This is a genomic window from Rhodococcus sp. C26F (assembly GCF_053345925.1).
In genome coordinates, this window is record NZ_JBKFBA010000011.1 from 52,599 (window position 1) to 70,878 (window position 18,280).

Consider the following 18,280-nt stretch of genomic DNA (forward strand, 5'->3'; position numbering starts at 1 on the left):
AATTCCGGCTGCACCACAGGACTAGTCGGTGCGGAGTTCGATGCCCTTCGTCTCCTCGATGAAGAAGACCGCACCGAGGGTGAGCAGCGCACAGAACACGAAGTACCCCGCCGGTGCCAGCGAGTTCCCGGTGACGTCGATCAGCCACGTCGCGATGAACGGTGCGGTGCCACCGAGGCACATGTTCGTCACGTTGTTCCCGAGAGCGATACCGCTGTATCGCACGGACGCCTTGAGCATCTCGACATAGGTGACGAAGGAGGCACCGTTGACCACCGACACGCAGATGAACAGCACGGACTGGCCGACGACGGCCTGCCAGACGGTGCCGCCGGACATCAGCATGAACATCGGAACACCGACGATCGCGGATGCGGCACTACCGGCGAACAGCACCGGCTTGCGCCCGTACTTGTCGGCGAGATAACCGGCGATGGGCAGCGTGATCACACCGAGCACGAGAGCGAGGCAGGTCGACAGGAACGCGACGGAGGACGACAGCCCACCCGTGGTCTGGAGGTAGGTCGCGGCATACACGGAGGCGATGTAGTAGCCACCGATGATGAGCGCACCGAGCAGGATGATCTTGACGACGCTTCCGCCCGACGTCTTCAGCAGCTCCGCGATGGGCAGCTTCTTCGTCTCACCCTTTTCCTCGAGTTCCTCGAACTGCGGGGTGTCCTCGAGATGGTTACGGATCCAGATGCCGACGACACCGATGACCACGCTGAGCAGGAACGGGATGCGCCATGCCCATTCGAGGATCTGCTCCTCCGAGAAGGTGGACGTGATGCCGAGCGCCACGAGAGACGCCACCAACGACCCCAGGTAGGTACCCGAGTTGACCATGGACGTCTGCGTCGCGCGCCAGCGTGCCGGTGCGGATTCGGAGACGAATGCGTTTGCGCCGCCGAGTTCACCGCCGGCCGCGAAGCCCTGCAGGCAGCGGGCGAGCACGAGCAGAACCGTCGCCCACACGCCCAGAGTGGCGTAGGTGGGCATCAGTCCCATGGCCGCGGTCGCCACGACCATGAGCAGGATCGTCCACGACAGTGCGTTCTTCCGGCCGTACTTGTCACCGATGTGCCCGAAGAAGATGCCGCCGGGCACCCGGAGGAAGAACGCCACGGCGAAGGCCGCAAACGTTCCCAGCAGAGCAGCTGTCTCGTCTTCGGAGACGAAGAACAGGGTGGCGACCATCGTCGCCATGTAGCCGTAGATACCGAAGTCGTAGTACTCGACGATGGTGCCCACGACGGCAGCACGAATGACCTTCGTCGTCGACTGCTTCGGCTGCGGAGTGCCGACCTGGGGTGGACTCACTGCGGGGGATACCGCGTCCGATCCGAGCATGTTCGTGTCCTTTTCGAATGTGAGTGGAGGAGGCGCTACACGCCGGCAACGCCGAGTGCGGTGCGTGGAGCGGCGCCGGATGCAGCCGACCGGGCCGCGTTGAGGCCGGCGATGCGGCCCATGGTCAATGCGTTGGCGACGGCGTTGCCGCCGCCCACATAGCGGAGGCCGAGGATGCCGGCGCCTGCTTCTCCGGCCGCGTACAGGCCGGGTACGACGTTCCCGATGGTGTCGAGAACTTCCGCGTTCGGGTTGATCTCGAGCCCGGCGTGGGTGCAGACCAGTTCGGCGGGCAGCATACGTGCCGCGTAGAACGGTCCATCCACGATGGGGTCCGGGTTCGAGGTCGATCCCTTGTTGGCGAGGGTGCGATGCCGCAGGAAGTCGGGATCGATCCCGTTGGGCAGCTGAGTGTTCCAACGGTCGATCGTGGTGACCAACGCATCGACCGGTACGCCGATGAGGTCGGCGAGTTCGGGGAGGCTGTCGGCACGCAGGGTACGACCGGCGTCGGCTTCCTCTGCGATCCGGTCGGCGTCCCAGTCGGTGTAACCGGCGGGCAGCCCGGTGCGTGCCTTCTCGTCGAAGATCGCCCACACCGGCCCGTCCTGACGATCCATGAGACCACCGGAGACCGCGTACGAGGCGTCCTCGTCCATGAACCGCCGACCGGACTTGTTCACATAGACCCGCGACTTGGGCGGGAAGCCTGCCTGCCAGTGGTGGTAACGCTGGAAGTAGGCGGTGGGCATGGTCAGCCCCCAGCCCTTGCCGGCGATGGCCGAGTCGACCTGTTCGCCGAAGCGGAAGTGGTCGCCACGGCTCCCCGGGGCGGCGACGACGAAGAGCGACTCGCCTGCTCCGAGCGGATACGGGTAGTACTGCTCGAGCAGGTCGCGGTTCTGTGCGAAGCCACCGGACGCGACCACGACGGCATGGGCACGGACCTCGATGTCGTCGGCGACGACACCGACCACACGTCCGTCCTCGACGAGCAGCCGCTGGACCCGGGTGCCGAGCACGGCTTCCACACCGTGTGCGCGACGTGCACGGTCGAGGGTCTGCACGAGTCCGTAGCCCTGGTCCTTCGGCACGTGCCCGCGCCACACGTCTTCGACGCCGGCCTGGCACAGACCGGGCATGTGCGCGTTCGACGATTCCCGGGCGGGGATCTCCACACCGAGACCGATCAGCCACTCGAGGGTGGGACCTGCATTCTCGCAGAATGCACGGACCAACCCGGGTGTGAGTACCCAGTGGTTCAGATCCATGTAGTGCTGGAAGAACTTCTCGGCGGAGTCCTCGATACCGAGTCCGCGCTGCACACTGGTGCCTGCAGCGGTGAACAGTCCCGCGGAGAGTTGCGTCGACCCACCCAGTTCGGTTTCGGATTCGAACAGCAGGACGCTCGCGCCGGATTCGGCAGCGGACACTGCGGCCGCGAGACCGGCACCGCCACCTCCGATCACCACGACGTCGATGATGTCGTCGTTCATGAGAGTTGATCTCCCGTCTCCGCGATGATGCGGTGATAGAGGCCGTTGGACGTCATGCCGCCGTCGACGGTCACTTCGCTGCCGGTCATGTAGCTCGAACGATTCGACAGCAGGAAGAGCACAGCGTCGGTGATCTCGTCGACGGTGGCCATCCGGCCGGCCGGAACGCTGTTCAATGCGGCACCGACGAACGCGTCGGCGCCGCCGAGCAGGGCCGTGCCCACGAGGCCGGGGTGAACCGAATTGACGCGGATACCCCAGCGCGCGAAGTTCCCCGCCGCGGATTTGGACAGGCCCCGCAGGCCCCACTTGCTCGACGAATAGGCCGGAGAGAAGTAGCCGATCTGCCCCGAGATCGACGAGATGTTGACGATCGAGCCGCCGCCGCTGTCGCGCATGAGCGGAGCCACCGCCTTCATACCGTAGAACGGGCCGAACAGGTTGATCCGCATGGTCTTCTCCCAGACGTCGTCCGGGGTGTCCATGAATTCGAGACGTCGAGAGATGCCGGCGTTGTTGACGAGTCCGCCGAGTTCACCTCGCTGGGAGCGGATTTCGTCGACGACTCTCTGCCATGCCGCGGCGTCGGACACGTCGAGCGTGTGCGCCGATGCGGAACCACCGGCCGCCTCGATCTGTTCGACGACCTCGGACGGGTCGTGGATATCCGCAAGGCACACATGCGTTCCCCGTGCAGCGAGCACGCGGGCATGGTTGGCACCCATTCCCCCGGCTGCGCCCGTGACGAGTACGACCGAGGGGTACGACACGGATTCGACGACGCTGTCAGACATGACGGGATCCACCGTCGACGGCGATCGAATGTCCGGTGACGTAGCGGGCGCTGTCGGAGAGCAGGAACAGCAACGGTCCGAAGACCTCTTCGGGGGCACCGAGCCGGTGCAGCGGGACGACGTCGAGCGCGTGCTTCAGTGCGGCCGGGTCCTCCTGGACCCACCGGGTCATCTCGGTGTCGATGTAACCCGGAGCGATCGAGTTGACGCGGATTCCCTTGTCGCCGAACTCGACTGCCAGCGATTCGGTCAGATGGGCGACGGCGGCCTTGGAGGCGCAGTACGCACCGCGACCCTTGCGTACACGCAGCGCCGAGACCGACGACATGTTCACGATCGCGCTACCGGGCTCCATGTGCCGCGCCGCGGCCTGCGAACCGAAGAGCACGCCTTCGACGTTGACGTCCAGGGTCGCCGCGATCTGATCCTTCGAGATCTCCTCGGCGAGGGCGAACGGGAAGATGCCGGCGTTGTTGATCCAGAAGTCGATGCGACCGAACTCCTGCAGCGCGACCTGCGCGAGCGCCTCGTGCTCCGCCGGATCGGTCACGTCGACACGTGCTCCGATCATCGTGCCGGGTGTCTCGACGAGGGCTTCGACGGCGAGATCGGTGTTGATCTGCTCCGCGGTCTCCTTCATCTGCACGTCGTTGATGTCGCCGCCGACCACGTGCACGCCGCGCGTGGCCAGACCGCGCGCGAACTGGGCACCCATGCCGCGGGCCGCGCCGGTGACGACGGCAACCTTGCCGGCCATCTCCGGGTAGAGGGCGACGATCTGGGCGGTGACGGTACGGCCCGGGTTCTGGGCGTCGACGGTCATGGGTGATTCCTCCGAAATGTGGAACGAATAGGAAAGAGATGCGACGGTCAGCTGTCGTCGCGGGAGACGACGCGGCGGGCTATGCGCCATTCGCCGCCGGTGCGCACGACGCGGTCGTCGATGGTGGTGAACCGGACGAGCCTGGATTCGCCGCCACGAACGGTGGCCACGATCTGCAGATAGGCCCGCACACGAAGGACGTCCTCGTCGACGCGATAGGTGGCCAGGTTGGTGACGACGTGCCGATGCACTTCCCCTGCTGCCCGCGCGCCGGCGTGGAAACGCTCGGCGAAGGCCGCGAGATCGTCGGTGCCTGTCACGGGGGCGGGGTAGCTGGGCGAGCAGAACTCACCGTCGGCGGTGAACGTCTCGGCCCACTCGCGCGCAGCGCCCTCGTCGATGAGGTGGCTCTGCCGCCCGTAGAGCTGGTGGATGTGGGCGAGAACCGCCGCGTCCACGTAGTCGGTCCGTGTCATGTCGTACGAAAACCATCCGTGTGTGCGATAATCGCACTTAGTGTGCGATTAACGGAAATACTAGGTGTTACAGTTCACAGACGTCAAGGGAGGTAACGGGGGTCATGACACAAATGCGGGATGCACCTGCACAAACGGGGGATCTGGATCTGCCGCGGATCGAGCCGGATGCCGGCATGTCCAAGACGCTCCACAACGGTCTCGAGATCCTGGAACTGCTCGCGCGGAACCCTCATGGTCTGTCAGTCAGCGAGATCGCCGAGAGCCTCGACGTACACCGCACGGTCGCCCACCGACTCGTCCGGACACTCGAGGCGCACCGACTGTGCCGCCGCGACGATCACAAGCGCATCTCACTGGGCACCGGCCTGGTGACACTCGCCGAATCCGTCGAGCAGGACCTACGGACTCTGGCCCGCCCCATCCTCGAGGACCTCGCCGACAGCGTCGAGGCCACCGCCCACCTCGTCGTCCGCGAATCCGACACCATGGTGCGCGCGATCATGGTGATCGAACCCCGGCGATCCGATGTCCACATTGCCTTCCGCCCGGGCCAGGTCCATCCGCTGGATCGAGGCTCGGCCGGTCTGGCGATCCTCGGATCCATGCCGCCACGCCCCGACGAGCGCCCGGAAGTGACCCGAGCGCGGCAGACAGGCTATGCAGTCTCTACAGGCGAGGTCGTATCGACCACTATCGGAATCTCGGCAGCAGTGCCGACGCGTCCCGGGGGTACACAGGCGGCGATAGGCGTCTCGGTCTTCGACGCCACCGATGAAGCCCACCTTGCGGCAGCCGTGGTCTCTGCGGCGTCGGCTCTCGGCGAGTTGCTCCGGTGACCGATGTCAGAATGAGCGGGGTCGGAGTGACAGATCACGTAACCCGACTTCGCGTGCATTCGAGCACTCGACACCTCCGACAGCACACACCTGTGTGCACAATCGACAGGTGAGTTCAAACCGGTCGACCACCGATCCGCACCACGGCACCCTGCGCAGCCCCCGCTTCTGGCTCGCGCCCTTCGCTGTCGTCGCAGCGGTGATGAGTGCCCTGGCGTACTTCTATCTCGGCGCACTCCTCGATCCGAGCGAGAACCTGAGACAGTTCCCGATGGCCATCGTCAATCAGGACGTCGGCGACGTGCTGCCCGGATCGGACGAGCGACAGAACTTCGGCGACCAGATCACCGAGGGCATCCTCGACGGCATCGATCCCGAGGAGATCGATCTGCAACGGATGGGGATCTCGGCCGCCAACCAGGGTCTCGACGACGGCAGCCTGTACGGCGCGATCGTCATCCCCAGCGACTTCACCAAACGCATCTCGATCCTCGCGCAGGCCTCGGTGGTTCCCGGAGACATCGAGAAACCGATCATCACCCTGTACACGAACCCCCGGACGGGTGCGTTCGCGACGGGCATCGTCACGACGATCGGCGACCGCGCGCTGGCCCAGGTGAACGACTCGGTCGGGCAGCAGCTGACCGAGACCGTCACCGCGACGCTCGCCGAGTCGGCACCCGACCTGCAATTGTCCGGCGCCTCCAGCCTCGTCCTGGCCCAACCGATCGATGCACTCACCGTCGAGCACAAGCCGCTGCCCGACGGGACGGGCGCAGGTCTGTCCGCCTTCTTCTACACCCTGCTGCTGATCCTGGCCGGCTTCACAGGCGCCACGATCATCAACGCGGTCGTCGACAGTGCCCTCGGTTTCGTGCCCACCGAATACGGCCCCCTCTACATCGCGCGGGAGACCACCCGGATGTCGCGCCTGCAGGTGCTGGCACTCAAGTGGGGCATCACGGTGGTCATGTCGTTGATCGTCTCGGCGTTGTATCTGTGGATCTCCACCGCACTCGGTATGCCGGCGCCGCGCGCGTTGCTGCTGTGGGAGTACGGGGCACTCGCGATCTCGGCGGTGGGCATCACGTCGCTCGCGGTGATGTCGATCTTCGGTGCGGCGGGTCTGCTGGTGAACCTGATCGTGTTCATCGTGCTCGGCCTGCCGTCGTCCGGTGGCACCATCCCGATCGAGGCCACCCCGCGGATGTTCGAGTGGTTGTCGACCTTCGAGCCGATGCACCAGATCTATCTCGCAGTGCGGTCCATCCTCTACTTCGACGGCCGACCCGACGCCGGGCTCGGCCACGGCGTGACGATGACGATCGTCGGACTCGTGTTCGGTCTCGTCGTCGGCGCCCTGGTGACGTGGATCTACGACCGCGTCGGTTTCCACCGGGCCGCGGACGCACCCGTGCGTCTGCCGTGGCGGCCGTCGCGACAGCACGATCGGGATTCGGCGGTCGCGGCCCACACGGTTCGTTCGGACGACAGCGTGGACACGCACGAGGACGATCGTGACGATACGGGCGAATCCTCCGGCAGCTCGGAGCATTCGGGCGACAGCGATGGGCCCGCGAACGAAATGGGGGACCCCGCCGCGCGTCGGGGGTAGCGGCGGAGTCCCTCCACTCCCACGGTAGTGGCGGTTCTCGCGGGGATCGCTCTCGATACGGGTGAATTCGAGGGTGAATCGAGGGGTTACTGCGCGTCGGGGTCTGTCGCCATGATGGAGCACACTGTATGGGTGCGCACGGTCGTCGTTCCTCATCCTGCGGACGGCCGGGGCCGTCGCGGTGCAAGCATCGTCGAGGTCGACGCATTCGGTGCGCCGCTCGGTCCGGTACGCGAGTACCCCGAATTCGCGGATGCAGTCGCAGCGATCGAAGCCGAATCGCGACCGCGCTGGGTGTGGACCTCGACGGCCACGGTCTATCCCGAGCTGCTCCGCGCCGGGGTCCGGGTGCAGCGATGCCACGACCTCGCCACCACCGGCACCATCCTCGCCGTGCGGGAGGGACTGTCCCCGCCCACTGCGGAGGAGCCGGTCGACGAGCGGCCCGGTCTCTTCGATGCGGCACCCGCGATCGATGTCGAGGCGGTGGTCGCGCAGTTCGCCGAGCAGCGTCGCCGCATCTCCGGCGATGCCCGCCTCGAGTTGCTCACCGCCGCCGAATCGGCCGGCACGCTCGCAGCGGCCGAGATGGGTTTCGACGGGTTGCCGTTCTCGGCGCAGGCGCATCGTCGCCTCCTCGAGGACACCCTCGGGCCGCGCCCGACCGGCTACGACCTGCCGAGCCGCATCGCCGAGGTGGTCGAGGAGGTCAGCGCCGCCTTCGGCCGTCCCGTGAATCCCGCCTCGCACAGCGAGGTGCTCGAGGCGTTCCGCCGCGAGGGCATCACCGTCGAGTCGACCCGCAAGCATGTGCTGCAGCGGATCGACCATCCCGCGGTGCCTCTGTTGTTGCGGCACCGTGAGCTGTCGAAGTTGTACAGCACGAACGGCTGGCACTGGCTCGACACCTGGGTCCGCGATGACCGGTTCCGTCCGGTGTACGTTCCCGGCGCCGTCGTGTCGGGCCGGTGGGCGAGTCGCGGCGGCGGCGCTCTGCAGATCCCCAAGGCACTGCGAGCGAGCGTGATCGCCGATCCGGGGCGGTCGTTCGTCGTCGCCGACGCGGGCCAACTCGAACCGCGCATCCTGGCGGCGATGTCGGGCGATCGGCGCATGGTCGCGGCTGCCGGTTCGGACGATCTGTACGCCCCGGTCGCCGCGGCGTCCTTCGGCGGCGACCGCGCGAAGGCGAAGGTCGCGGTGCTCGGCGTGTTGTACGGAGCCACGTCCGGCGACGCGCGTGCCCTGCTTGCGGTGCTGCGTCGCAGTTTTCCGACCGCCGTCGACTTCGTCGAACGTGCCGCCCGTGCGGGTGAACGTGGCGAGGTGGTGCATTCGTGGCTGGGCCGTGCGTGCCCACCCGCTCCGGAGGGATTCCACTCCCACGGTGATGCGCATGCGCGGGGCCGGTTCACGCGGAACTTCGTCGTGCAGGCCACCGCGGCCGAGTGGGCGCTGTGCGTGCTCGCCGAACTGCGACGGCGGCTGACCACCGATCCCGACCCGGCCACCGGAGATCTCGTGTTCTTCCAGCACGACGAGGTGGTGGTGCACACCGGCAATCCGGAACTCGCGTCGTCACACATCACGGCGTCGGTCGAGGTGGCGACGCGCCTGATGTTCGGCGACACGCAGATTCGTTTCCCGATGGACACCGCCGTGCGCAGCGTCTACGCCGAGGATGCGGGCGGCGAGTAGGTGGCATGCGTCCACAGATGCATGACGGCGTACGCCCGCCACGGCCGCCATTGTTCGGCGCGCTCGGTGGCTTCGCGTGCGCTCTCCACCTGCAGGGCTCGTCGGAGAACGAGGTCGCCGGACGGATAGACATCGTGGTCGCCGAGTCGTAGAGCGAGATAGTCGACGGTCCACGGTCCGATCCCGGGGAGCGCAAGAAGGTCTGCCGCGAACGACGGTTGCTCCGGCGCCACCCCGTCGGCCGCGGCCCTGGCCAGTTCGGACACGGTGCGGGCACGCGACTGCGTCGTGCCGATGACGGCACGCAGCTCGCTCTGCTCGACCGTCGCGAGTCGGTGCGCCGTGGGGAAGCATCGCAGTCCGCCCGGCGCATCGTCGCCGAACGCCGCGACGAGTCGCCCTGCGAATGTGCATGCCGCCGCGACGCTCACCTGCTGCCCGAGCACTGTCGACACAGCGGTGGCGAACCAGTCGGTGGTACCGAGCACGCGCAGACCGGGGTGGGTCTGCACGAGAGGCCCGAGCACGGGATCGGGCTCGAATGCCGCATCGACGACGGACGGGTCGACGCCGAGATCGAGCCACTTCCGGACCCTCTCTTCGATCTCCTCGACATCCGCACGACCTGCGGTCTCGACGTGAACCTCGAGATGCCGCACATCCCCGCGTCTCCCGTCGTCGGGTGTCGCCGGGTCGTCGAAGCGGACGGCGACGTGCGCGGCACCGCCGGTCGTGCGGATCGCGCGGCGATGGGTGCCGGTGGCGCTGTCGTGGTGTTCGTAGCCGGGGACGGTGTGGCTTCGCAGCGACGCGAGCATCGGCCCCACCGCAACGGGTTCGGCCACCGGGATCCGGAGGGTTGTGATCATGCCACCGACTCGAGTTGCAGCAGCGTCTTCTTCGCCTCGACTCCCCCGACGTACTGCCCCATGCTGCCGTCGCTGCGCACGACCCGATGGCACGGCACCACCACGGGCAGCGGGTTCTTCGCGCACGCCGTACCGACCGCCCGCACCGCCCGCGGACTCCCGGCCGCGGCGGCGATCTCGGCATAGCTCGCCGTGCGCCCGTATTCGATCTCGGGCAGGCGCGTGATCACCTCACGGCGGAACCCGTCGGCGAGACGCAGATCGAGCGGAAGGTCGAAATGCGTCCTTGTACCGGCGAAGTACTCGTCGAGCTGCCCGACCACCGGGTCGAGTCGCCGCGGCGCGTCGAGAACCCGCGGGCTGATCCGGCGGGAGAGTTCGTCGAGCACGGCGTCGGATCCGTCGGCGACGTAGGCGACCCGCACGAGTCCGACGGTGGTGGTGGCCAGCAGGAGAGGACCGACGGGGGTGTCGACGACGCGGAACGCGACATCGAGCAACCCGGCCGCCTCGGCGTCGAGTACGAGCTTCTCCCGCAACCACGCGAGATCGGCCGATCCGACCGAGGGTTGTGGAAAGTTCATGAGCGACATCCTGTTCCGTGTTCGATCCGACGACGCAACGCGGCCCGACCGTCGGCCGCCGCGCGACGTGCCGCGGCTGGGCTGTTGCCGAGGATCGTGCCGATCTCCGCGTAGGGCAGGCCTCCGACGTAGTGGTAGACCAGCGCCGCGCGCTGCGTGAAGGGAAGCTCGGCGACCGCGCTCCACAGTTCGTCGTCGCCCTCACCGGGGTTTCCCGTGGCCGACGCGGGTTCGGGAAGGTTCTCGGTGGGCACCGGCGTCCGCCCGCGCACCCGGTGGATGTCGACGGCCTTGCGGTGCGCGATGGTCACGAGCCACGCTTCGACGTTGCTGCCCGGCGGCAGGTCGGGATAGGCGCGCAACGCCGCGAGGAAGGTCTCGGACCAGGCATCGTCGGCGTCGACCGGTCCGAGCAGTGCGCGGCAGACCCGGAGAACCGTCGCGCCGTGGCGGGTGACCACCTCCTCGAAAGGAGGCAGGCTCGCCCGCGGTAGGTGATCAGGCAGGGACATGGGTATCGCCGGCGACACCGGGCTCGGCGGAACTCAGCACCCGTGCCTCCTGGTCGAGCAGGAAGCGTTTGCGCTCGAGACCACCGGCGTAACCGGTGAGCTTGCCGCTGCTACCGATGACGCGATGGCACGGGACGATGATGCAGAGCGGATTACGGGCATTGGCCGCAGCGACCGCCCGTACCGCGGTGGGCCGGCCGAGGGCGAGTGCGATCTCCGAGTAGGTGCGCGTGGTGCCGTACTCGATCGTCGCCAGCGCTTCCCACACCTCGCGTTGGAACGGGGTTCCGACGGGAGCGATGGGGACGGTGAACCGGGTACGACGACCCGCGAAGTACTCGTCGAACTGGGTGATCGCCTCGTCGAACCCCTCGGTGATCTGCTCGCCGAAACCGGTGCGGTCGGGCGCGGGGTGATGCTCGGCCATGTACACGCCGCTCAGGACGCCGTCGGTGTTCACCAACGTCAGCTCGCCGATCGGTGTGTCGATGACGGTGTGGGTGCGCAATGCGGTCACGGCCTCGATCCTTCCATCCGGTGTGTGCTCTGTACCGGGTAGACGAACGGGACGCCGAAAATGTGAGGTCCGTGATCACGACGATCGGACGTACTGCACTATGACGACATGATCTCGCTGCCTGTGCCCGCGCTCGGACTCTCGGTCGCCGGTTCCATCGTCGACGTCACCCGGACCGTGCTCGGACGCACCCGCGAGACCGCCGAGTTCGCACTGTCGATCCCGGCGCGGGTGGAAGGCCTGCTCGGCGAGGCCGAATCGCTCATCGACTCGGTCGAATCGCTGATCCGCCGCATCGACAGCGTGGTCACCGACGCCACCGACATCGTCGAGGGAGCGTCGGTGGCCGTCGCACAGGCCACGCAGGTGATCGCCTCGACCATCGGCGTGGTGGAGGAAGCCGCCGACGCGGTCACGCGCGCCACGGAGATCATCGACTCGACGGGCGGGGTCGTGCGCGATGCGACGGTGGTCGCGGCCGACGCGCGGATCGTCGTCGAATCCGCGGGCCGCAGCTCCGACGCCGCCGGGGAACTGCTCGAGACCTACAAACCCCTCGCCGAGCGGGCCGCTCCCCTGGCCACCCAGTTCGTCGAGGAATTCTCGCCCGAAGAACTGCACGCCGCGATCAAGCTCATCGACCGTCTCCCCGAGATCACCGAGCGGGTCGACGCGGTCCTGCCCATCATGGCGACCCTCGACACGGTCTCCCCCGAGATCCACGAACTGCTCCTCGTCGCGAAGGACGTCCGCCAGGCCATCGTCGGTGTGCCCGGCTTCAACTTCCTGCGCCGACGCGGGGAGGAGAAGGAGATCCACGGTGATGATTGACCGCACCGCGGTCGGGACGATTGACCGCACCGCGGTCGGGACGATTGACCGCACCGCGGTCGGGACGATTGACCGCACCGCGGTCGGGGATGACTGACCGCACCGCGGTCGGCGATGACTGAGGGGACGGCCCTACCGGTGGGCCGTCGAGAGGAACTGGTGCGTCGCCACGTCGACGATCTCGTCGGGCGAGATGGCGATCTCGTCGTTCAACCACGCCGTGACCAGTTCGGCCAGACCCCCGACGAACAGCAGTCCGTTGATCTCGCCGCGTTCGGGCGGCCACGCCCGGTCGCCGTACATGCGGGTCGCCTCGTCGGCGACCATCTGGGCGAAACTCCGTAGCGACGCTCGCCTGTGGGTGCGCAGGGGTTCGAAGCCGGCGGACTCGATGAGCGAGACCCGGCCCTTGCGCGGGTCGTCGGTGAGGATCGCGACGAACGACGCGATGGCGTTCCGCACGAGGTCTTCGAGTGTGCCCGTGCCGGTCCGGAGAGTATCGAGTACGGCTTCGCGCACCTCGTCGGCGATCTTGTCGAGGACCTGCTGCAGCAGATCGTCCCTGCTGGTGAAACTCTCGTAGAAGTACCGCTCCGTCAGCTTGGCGTGTGCGCAGATGGCGGTCATGGTGGCGCCGCTCTTCCCCGAGGCCGCGAACAGTTCCAGTCCTGCTTCGAGCAGGGCTTCGCGCCGCAGCGCGACACGCTGTTCGCCGCTCAGACCGGCGTAGCGGCGGGACGCGGGGGAAGTCATGGGACCGATATTGACAGACCCGATCGATGTGACGCAGACTACACCCCAATCTGACAGGGGTTCCTGTCAGATGTCCGCAGAACTGGAGGTTCATCGTGACCCGGATCCTGGCGGTTCCCCCCGCCCACTCCCATCTGCGCCCGGTCCCGGGGCGATCGGGAATACCCGGCATCGGGCACGTCCTCGAATACATCCGCGATCCCCTCGCGATGATGCAGAAGCACTGGGACCGTTACGGCGAGGTCTCCTGCTTCTCGGCGGCCGGCCGACGCTGGATCTCGGTTCTCGGACCCGACGCATGCCAAGAGGTGCTGCAGAACAAGGACCGGGCGTTCGTCAACGGCGACGGCTGGTCGGCACTGATCGGGCCGTTCTTCCACGGTGGCCTCATGCTCCTCGACTCGGAGGAACATCTCCGGCACCGCCGCATCATGCAGCAGGCGTTCACCCGGTCACGCCTCGAGAAGACCGTCGACGCCATGAATCCGTCGATCGCCGAGAAACTCGACAAGTGGGTTCCCACCGACGGATTCCGTGCCTATACGGCACTGAAGACACTCACCCTCGATCTCGCCACCGACATCTTCATGGGCGGCGCCGAGGACTCCACACCGGCCGAGATCGAGGTGGTGAAGAAGGCCTTCATCGACTGCGTGCAGGCGGCGACCTCGATCGTCCGGTATCCCGTCCCCGGCACCAGATGGAAGCGCGGACTCGACGGACGCCGAGTGCTCGAGGACTTCTTCCGGCACTATCTACCGGCACGACGCTCGCGCGAGACGGACGATCTCTTCTCCGTGTTGTGCCACATCGAATCCGAAGCGGGACAACGGTTCAGCGACGACGAGATCGTCGATCACATGATCTTCCTGCTGATGGCCGCGCACGACACGTCGACCATCACGATCTCCACGATGATGCAGTATCTCGGGCAACACCCGCAGTGGCAGGACCGGTGCCGGGCCGAGTCGCTCGCGCTGGGCACCGCCGCACCGAGTCACGCCGATCTCGACGCGCTCGGCAGCCTCGATCTGGTGATGAAGGAATGCCTCCGGCTGGTCTCCCCAGTCCCGGTCCTGGCGCGACGGGCCGTGCGCGACACCGAGGTCCGAGAACACTTCGTGCCGGCCGGCACATATGTCTCCGTGGCACCGCACTTCACGCACCACATGCCGGAGTACTGGCCGGAGCCCGAACGTTTCGACCCCGAACGCTTCGCGGAGCATCGACGCGAGGACAAGGTGCACCGCTACGCGTGGGAGCCGTTCGGTGGGGGCGTCCACAAGTGCCTCGGCATGCACTTCGCCGGGGTCGAGGTCAAAGCGATCGTCCACCAACTGCTGCTGCGCTTCGACTGGCACGTCGACCCCGGCTACGTCGCCCCGCTCGACTTCACGTCGTTGCCGTTCCCGTCCGACGGGCAGCCGGTCGACCTGCGATTGCGGTCGACCGACCCGAACGTCAGGCCATGTAGAGACCTGCGCCCGCGCGGCTGAGCACGAGCTTGGGCACCACGGCCCGCGACGACAGCTTGAGCAGCGCGTCGACGATCTCGACGACGTCGTTCACCTCGATCATGGACTCGGCCGGGATCTTGTCCTTGATCCAGTCGGACATGTCGGTGTCGACGTAGGCGGGGGCGAGCGCCGATGCCGAGATGCCGTTGCCGGACTCCTCGGCGTTGAGGGTCTCCACCAGCGAGATCAACGCGGCCTTCGTCGCACCGTAGGCGGCGAGTCCGGCCTCGGCGTAGACACCCGTGATCGACGAGAGCGCAACGATCTTCGATCCGCGGGCCGGATCGTTCTCCGCCTCGGTGCGCAGCAACGGCAGCGACGCCTGGATGAGCGCGAACGGGGCGTTGAGGTTCACGGCGACCGTCTTGTCGAACCGCCGGGCCGGGAACTCGGCGATCGGACCTGCCGTGCCGACACCGGCATTGAGGATCAGCGCCTTCATGGAACCGAACGCCTCGCGGTGCGTCTCCACGACGCGGGCGGTGGCTTCCGGATCGGCGAGATCGGCTGCAACGGCGCGTACCTCCTTGGCGCCCGCCTCCCGCAGTCGCTCGGCAACGCTCTCGAGACGTTCCGCGCCGCGGGCGCTGATCGTCAGTGCGTAGCCGCGTTCGGCGAGACGGGTTGCGATACCGAGGCCGATTCCCCTCGATGCTCCGGTCACGAGCGCGCTGGTCACGCGTGGGCTCCCTTCAGTGCTGCGAGTCCTGCTGCCACCAGGTCCGGCACGGCTTCACCGGCACGGTCGAAACCGTCGCCGACGGTCGCTCCGGCACGCCACCGATGGTTGATGCCCTCGGCGATGACGGCGAGTTTGAGGTAGGCCAGGCCCATGTAGAAGTTCCAGTTGGCGATGTCGCGACCCGACGCCGTGGCGTAGCGCTGCACCAGATCGTCCGCCGCAGGCAGGCGGTCGCTCGACCATGCCGCCGGGAAGCCCAGGATGTCGTCGAGCGCCGGATGCCGGTACACGCACATCATGGCGAGATCGGTGAGCGGGTCGCCGAGGGTGGACAGTTCCCAGTCCACCACGGCGACGACGCGTGCCGGGTCGTTCGGGTCCAGGATGGTGTTGTCGATGCGGTAGTCGCCGTGGACGATCGACGGCGCGGGCGACTCCGGGATCGATTCGGCGAGCGCGGCGTGCAGCCGTTCGAGATCCGGCAATTCGCGGGTCTTCACCCGGCCCCACTGGCTCGCCCACAGCTTCACCTGCCGGGTCACGTAGCCGTCCGGCCGGCCCAGTCCCCCGAGGCCGACGGCCTCGAAGTCGACGTTGTGCAGTTCGGCGATGATGCGCACGAGTTCACCGACGCAGCGGTCGATCTCGTCGTCGCCGAGCGCGTCGAGGTCGGTCTTGCTGCGCACCACACGTCCGTCGACGAACTCGACGACGGTGAACGGCGCACCCATCACCGAATCGTCCTCGCACTGGACGACGGTGGGCGCGACCGGCACACCGGTGCCCTTCAACGCCGAGGTGATGCGGAACTCGCGGGCGACGTCGTGCGCCGACGGGGTCAGACCCGTGGTCGGGGGTCGACGCAGCACCCAGTGGGACTTCTCGTCGCGCAACCCGTAGGTGAGATTGGACTTGCCGCCCGAGATGAGCTCCGCCCGGAGTTCACCGTGAACGGTCACACCGGAATCGGCGAGAAAACGCTCGAGAACGGCGAGGTCGAGTCCCTCGTGCACGGCGGTCATTTCGCGGTCTCGCGGGCTGCCTTGCGGACGGCGCCGACGGCACGCTTGGCGATGGCCCAGCGGTGCACCTCGGACGGGCCGTCGTACACGCGGAACGGCCGGACCTCGCGGGTGAGGCGTGCGATCGGAAGGTCTTCGGAGACACCGAGACCGCCGCACATCTGAGCGGAGCGGTCGACGATGCGGAAGATCGCCTCGGCGGCGAAGGTCTTGGCGATCGACGTGGCGTTCGACGCGTGCGAACCCTGGTCGAGTTCCCAGCACGCCTGCACGAGCAGCGCGCGGGTCGCGGCGATGTCGATCTCGTTGTCGGCGATCATCTTCTGGATCATGCCGAGATCGCCGAGGCGGGAGCCGAAGCCTTCACGCTCCGCGACGTAGCGGACGGCGGTGTCGTGACCGCGGCGGGCGGCGCCGAGCCAGCGCATCACGTGCGTCATGCGGGCAGGGCCGAGGCGCACCTGCGCGTAGGCGAAGCCCTGATCGACCTCGCCGAGCACGGCGGAGTCGGGGACGAACAGGTCCTCGAAGTCGACCTCGCAGTGACCGCCGATCATGGAGCGGTCGAGGGTGTTGATGTGGCGGCCGACCTTCAGGCCCGCGGTGTCGGCGGGGGCGAGGAACATCGTGGCGCCGCCGCGCTGGCCGGGTTCACCCGAGGTACGGGCCATGATGATGAAGAATCCGGCACCGTCGGCACCGGTGATGAAGTGCTTGCGGCCGTTGATCTTCCAGCCACCGGAGACCTTCTCGGCGCGCGTGTTCAGAGCGTTGGGATCGGCACCGGCACCGGGGGCGGGCTCGGTCATCGCGAAGGCCGAGCGCACGTCGCCGGCGGCGAGGGGCGCGAGGAACTGCTGCTTCTGCTCGTCGCTGGCGATGTGCGCGAGCATGTGCACGTTGCCCTCGTCGGGGGCGGCGATGTTGAGCGCGGTGGGGCCGAAGAGCGAGTAGCCCGCGGCCTCGAAGACCGGGGCGCGGTCGGACATGTTCAGGCCGTGGCCGCCGTATTCGACGGGCGCGTGCGGAGCGAAGACACCGGCAGCCTTGGCGGCCTTCTGCAGATCCGCCCGGATCGCGTCGCCACCGGCTGCGGTGATGTCGCCACCGTGGGCGTCCTCGACGGGAAGCACCTCGTCGCGGATGAACTGCTCGGTCCGCGCGATGAGGTCCCGGACGTGGTCCGAGTAGGACAGGTCGACCGCCATGCTGAGCTCCTTCCGTACCGACCGATCGATCGCTCGGTCGAGTTCACGGTGGCATATCCCCGCCATCGGGTCAAGCCCGGAAGGGGTGCTCGGCTACTTCGCTCCGACCGCGTTCCGCGCGACCTGCAGGTAGCGGTGCACGATCTCGTCGGGCGACAGCGAGCCGTCCGGCCGGTACCAGCTCGCCACCGCGACGCACATCGTCGTCACGGCGCGACTGGCGTCCTTCGGGAAGGGCGTGGAGAAGGTGCCGTCTGCGACACCGGCCTCGACGATCTCGTCGATCATGCACTGCTGCTCGTCGCGCAGGGCGACGAACGCGCGGCGGGCCTCGGGTTCCATGCTGCGCATCTCGGTCGACGCCACGAACGCCTGGTCGCGGCGGAACATGTGGAAGCGCAGCAGCGACTCGACGACGGCGTCGAACTTCTCGGAAGGGGTGGGTCCGGCTTCATCGATCGCCTGCCGGCTGCGGGCGAGCAGGTCGTGCAGCACGGTGGTCGTGAGCGAGACCAGCAGCGCCTGCTTCGACGGGTAGTGGTGGTACAGCCCCGGCACCGACAGACCGGACCGCGACGCGACCTCGCGGATGGACGTGCCGTCGTAGCCGCGTTCGGCGAACGCCTCGAGCGCAGCGGCGAGCGGCTTGGGCAGGTCGGTCGGGCCGTAGTCCCGCCAAGAGCCGACGTCG

The 18,280-nt window shown here is 67.5% G+C and carries 19 protein-coding genes; 5 read left to right on the forward strand and 14 right to left on the reverse strand.

Annotated elements, in window-relative coordinates:
• Positions 1-21: 21 nt before the first annotated feature.
• The 5 genes from ACLBYD_RS14325 to ACLBYD_RS14345 are packed head-to-tail and all read right to left on the reverse strand — an operon-like array spanning position 22 to position 4,942.
• Entirely contained in the window at positions 22-1,353 is a 1,332-nt protein-coding gene (locus ACLBYD_RS14325; protein WP_277370450.1) for an MFS transporter, read from the reverse strand.
• Between the two features lie 35 nt (positions 1,354-1,388).
• Positions 1,389-2,849, reverse strand: coding sequence for an FAD-dependent oxidoreductase (locus ACLBYD_RS14330; RefSeq protein ID WP_277370451.1), 1,461 nt, complete (start codon positions 2,847-2,849; stop codon positions 1,389-1,391).
• The gene (locus ACLBYD_RS14335) at positions 2,846-3,643 is read right to left on the reverse strand and encodes an SDR family NAD(P)-dependent oxidoreductase (protein WP_447816964.1); all 798 of its coding nucleotides are present in this window, start codon (positions 3,641-3,643) and stop codon (positions 2,846-2,848) included. Before ACLBYD_RS14335 ends, ACLBYD_RS14330 begins: the two co-directional genes overlap by 4 nt.
• Positions 3,636-4,466: an SDR family NAD(P)-dependent oxidoreductase gene (locus tag ACLBYD_RS14340; RefSeq protein ID WP_106201104.1), complete on the reverse strand. Its 831-nt coding sequence runs from the start codon at positions 4,464-4,466 to the stop codon at positions 3,636-3,638. Before ACLBYD_RS14340 ends, ACLBYD_RS14335 begins: the two co-directional genes overlap by 8 nt.
• 47 nt (positions 4,467-4,513) lie before the next feature.
• Positions 4,514-4,942 (reverse strand): nuclear transport factor 2 family protein, encoded by a 429-nt coding sequence (locus ACLBYD_RS14345; RefSeq protein WP_277370454.1) that lies wholly within the window; start codon positions 4,940-4,942, stop codon positions 4,514-4,516.
• Positions 4,943-5,118: 176 nt separating this feature from the next.
• Between ACLBYD_RS14345 and ACLBYD_RS14350 the strand changes: the two genes are divergently transcribed.
• The 3 genes from ACLBYD_RS14350 (at position 5,119) to ACLBYD_RS14360 (ending at position 9,094) form a co-directional block, all read left to right on the forward strand.
• Positions 5,119-5,781, forward strand: coding sequence for an IclR family transcriptional regulator (locus tag ACLBYD_RS14350; protein WP_172414985.1), 663 nt, complete (start codon positions 5,119-5,121; stop codon positions 5,779-5,781).
• A 109-nt stretch (positions 5,782-5,890) separates the two neighbouring features.
• On the forward strand, positions 5,891-7,396 hold the full coding sequence (locus tag ACLBYD_RS14355; RefSeq protein ID WP_447816965.1) for a YhgE/Pip domain-containing protein: 1,506 nt from the start codon (positions 5,891-5,893) through the stop codon (positions 7,394-7,396).
• 111 nt (positions 7,397-7,507) lie between these two features.
• A complete protein-coding gene (locus tag ACLBYD_RS14360; protein WP_447816966.1) occupies positions 7,508-9,094 on the forward strand; it encodes a bifunctional 3'-5' exonuclease/DNA polymerase in 1,587 nt (528 codons plus the stop codon).
• Here the strand turns inward: ACLBYD_RS14360 and ACLBYD_RS14365 are convergent.
• Genes ACLBYD_RS14365 through ACLBYD_RS14380 form a run of 4 tightly spaced genes read right to left on the reverse strand, consistent with a single transcriptional unit; the run spans position 9,067 to position 11,576 of the window.
• Positions 9,067-9,963, reverse strand: coding sequence for a DNA-3-methyladenine glycosylase family protein (locus tag ACLBYD_RS14365; RefSeq protein ID WP_447816967.1), 897 nt, complete (start codon positions 9,961-9,963; stop codon positions 9,067-9,069). The genes ACLBYD_RS14360 and ACLBYD_RS14365 overlap by 28 nt on opposite strands.
• Positions 9,960-10,556, reverse strand: a complete 597-nt coding sequence (locus tag ACLBYD_RS14370) for a methylated-DNA--[protein]-cysteine S-methyltransferase (protein ID WP_447816968.1) — start codon at positions 10,554-10,556, stop codon at positions 9,960-9,962. Before ACLBYD_RS14370 ends, ACLBYD_RS14365 begins: the two co-directional genes overlap by 4 nt.
• Positions 10,544-11,059 carry an RNA polymerase sigma factor gene (locus ACLBYD_RS14375; RefSeq protein WP_172414983.1) on the reverse strand — a complete coding sequence of 172 codons (516 nt, stop codon included), beginning with the start codon at positions 11,057-11,059 and terminating at the stop codon, positions 10,544-10,546. Before ACLBYD_RS14375 ends, ACLBYD_RS14370 begins: the two co-directional genes overlap by 13 nt.
• Positions 11,046-11,576 carry a methylated-DNA--[protein]-cysteine S-methyltransferase gene (locus ACLBYD_RS14380; protein WP_447816969.1) on the reverse strand — a complete coding sequence of 177 codons (531 nt, stop codon included), beginning with the start codon at positions 11,574-11,576 and terminating at the stop codon, positions 11,046-11,048. Before ACLBYD_RS14380 ends, ACLBYD_RS14375 begins: the two co-directional genes overlap by 14 nt.
• A 108-nt stretch (positions 11,577-11,684) precedes the next feature.
• Here ACLBYD_RS14380 and ACLBYD_RS14385 point away from each other — a divergent pair, with 108 nt between their 5' ends.
• On the forward strand, positions 11,685-12,407 hold the full coding sequence (locus ACLBYD_RS14385; protein ID WP_447816970.1) for a ribulose 1,5-bisphosphate carboxylase large subunit: 723 nt from the start codon (positions 11,685-11,687) through the stop codon (positions 12,405-12,407).
• A gap of 132 nt (positions 12,408-12,539) precedes the next feature.
• On the opposite strand, the gene ACLBYD_RS14390 is transcribed toward ACLBYD_RS14385, so the two are convergent.
• The gene (locus ACLBYD_RS14390; protein WP_447816971.1) at positions 12,540-13,160 is read right to left on the reverse strand and encodes a TetR/AcrR family transcriptional regulator; all 621 of its coding nucleotides are present in this window, start codon (positions 13,158-13,160) and stop codon (positions 12,540-12,542) included.
• Positions 13,161-13,255: 95 nt separating this feature from the next.
• Between ACLBYD_RS14390 and ACLBYD_RS14395 the strand changes: the two genes are divergently transcribed.
• Complete coding sequence (locus tag ACLBYD_RS14395; RefSeq protein ID WP_447816972.1) at positions 13,256-14,656, forward strand: cytochrome P450; 1,401 nt, start codon at positions 13,256-13,258, stop codon at positions 14,654-14,656.
• Here ACLBYD_RS14395 and ACLBYD_RS14400 read toward each other — a convergent pair.
• The 4 genes from ACLBYD_RS14400 to ACLBYD_RS14415 all read right to left on the reverse strand — a co-directional run.
• Positions 14,622-15,356: an SDR family NAD(P)-dependent oxidoreductase gene (locus tag ACLBYD_RS14400; RefSeq protein WP_447816973.1), complete on the reverse strand. Its 735-nt coding sequence runs from the start codon at positions 15,354-15,356 to the stop codon at positions 14,622-14,624. The genes ACLBYD_RS14395 and ACLBYD_RS14400 overlap by 35 nt on opposite strands.
• Positions 15,353-16,381 (reverse strand): phosphotransferase family protein, encoded by a 1,029-nt coding sequence (locus ACLBYD_RS14405; RefSeq protein WP_447816974.1) that lies wholly within the window; start codon positions 16,379-16,381, stop codon positions 15,353-15,355. Before ACLBYD_RS14405 ends, ACLBYD_RS14400 begins: the two co-directional genes overlap by 4 nt.
• On the reverse strand, positions 16,378-17,589 hold the full coding sequence (locus tag ACLBYD_RS14410) for an acyl-CoA dehydrogenase family protein (RefSeq protein WP_447816975.1): 1,212 nt from the start codon (positions 17,587-17,589) through the stop codon (positions 16,378-16,380). The genes ACLBYD_RS14405 and ACLBYD_RS14410 overlap by 4 nt, the downstream gene beginning before the upstream one ends.
• 93 nt (positions 17,590-17,682) lie before the next feature.
• A partial coding sequence (locus tag ACLBYD_RS14415) for a TetR/AcrR family transcriptional regulator (protein ID WP_447816976.1) occupies positions 17,683-18,280 on the reverse strand: 598 nt, incomplete at its 5' end.

Excerpts from the sequence above, each read along its gene's own strand:
- ACLBYD_RS14330 (WP_277370451.1), bottom strand. The coding sequence starts at position 2,849 with ATGAACGACGACATCATCGACGTCGTGGTGATCGGAGGTGGCGGTGCC.
- ACLBYD_RS14325 (WP_277370450.1), bottom strand. The coding sequence starts at position 1,353 with ATGCTCGGATCGGACGCGGTATCCCCCGCAGTGAGTCCACCCCAGGTC.
- ACLBYD_RS14360 (WP_447816966.1), top strand. The coding sequence starts at position 7,508 with ATGATGGAGCACACTGTATGGGTGCGCACGGTCGTCGTTCCTCATCCT.
- ACLBYD_RS14365 (WP_447816967.1), bottom strand. The coding sequence starts at position 9,963 with ATGATCACAACCCTCCGGATCCCGGTGGCCGAACCCGTTGCGGTGGGG.
- ACLBYD_RS14370 (WP_447816968.1), bottom strand. The coding sequence starts at position 10,556 with ATGTCGCTCATGAACTTTCCACAACCCTCGGTCGGATCGGCCGATCTC.
- ACLBYD_RS14385 (WP_447816970.1), top strand. The coding sequence starts at position 11,685 with ATGATCTCGCTGCCTGTGCCCGCGCTCGGACTCTCGGTCGCCGGTTCC.
- ACLBYD_RS14335 (WP_447816964.1), bottom strand. The coding sequence starts at position 3,643 with ATGTCTGACAGCGTCGTCGAATCCGTGTCGTACCCCTCGGTCGTACTC.
- ACLBYD_RS14350 (WP_172414985.1), top strand. The coding sequence starts at position 5,119 with ATGTCCAAGACGCTCCACAACGGTCTCGAGATCCTGGAACTGCTCGCG.
- ACLBYD_RS14390 (WP_447816971.1), bottom strand. The coding sequence starts at position 13,160 with ATGACTTCCCCCGCGTCCCGCCGCTACGCCGGTCTGAGCGGCGAACAG.
- ACLBYD_RS14410 (WP_447816975.1), bottom strand. The coding sequence starts at position 17,589 with ATGGCGGTCGACCTGTCCTACTCGGACCACGTCCGGGACCTCATCGCG.
- ACLBYD_RS14405 (WP_447816974.1), bottom strand. The coding sequence starts at position 16,381 with ATGACCGCCGTGCACGAGGGACTCGACCTCGCCGTTCTCGAGCGTTTT.
- ACLBYD_RS14345 (WP_277370454.1), bottom strand. The coding sequence starts at position 4,942 with ATGACACGGACCGACTACGTGGACGCGGCGGTTCTCGCCCACATCCAC.
- ACLBYD_RS14340 (WP_106201104.1), bottom strand. The coding sequence starts at position 4,466 with ATGACCGTCGACGCCCAGAACCCGGGCCGTACCGTCACCGCCCAGATC.
- ACLBYD_RS14375 (WP_172414983.1), bottom strand. The coding sequence starts at position 11,059 with ATGTCCCTGCCTGATCACCTACCGCGGGCGAGCCTGCCTCCTTTCGAG.